This is a genomic window from Staphylococcus pasteuri (genome assembly GCF_030547725.1).
Lineage (GTDB): Bacteria > Bacillota > Bacilli > Staphylococcales > Staphylococcaceae > Staphylococcus > Staphylococcus pasteuri.
Genome location: NZ_JAUOQO010000417.1, coordinates 1 through 265 on the forward strand (window position 1 = coordinate 1; position 265 = coordinate 265).

Consider the following 265-nt stretch of genomic DNA (forward strand, 5'->3'; position numbering starts at 1 on the left):
CATTATAAGGGATGTTTGTGTCTAACTTTATTCGAAACAAGGCTTCAAATTTAGCTATTTTTAGCTCGGGTGTAGCAACAATAGGTTGATAATAAACTTCTATTTTATTATCTGTTAATGCTTGCTTGAGTAAAGCGGCCAAAATTGATTTTCTATCAAAACGCTTGGCTAAGCGTCGGTCAAAATAATACAAGGAAGAGCCATTATCTTTAGGGTTAGCAATGAGTGCCTGAGTGGCATGGCTTAGTAATTGAATCGGTGAAGT

1 protein-coding gene is annotated in these 265 nt (G+C 36.2%); it reads right to left on the reverse strand.

What is annotated here, in order from left to right; translation table 11 throughout:
• Positions 1-265, reverse strand: a 265-nt coding sequence (locus tag Q4528_RS14205) for a hypothetical protein (protein ID WP_439848943.1), incomplete at both ends; no start/stop codon positions are given.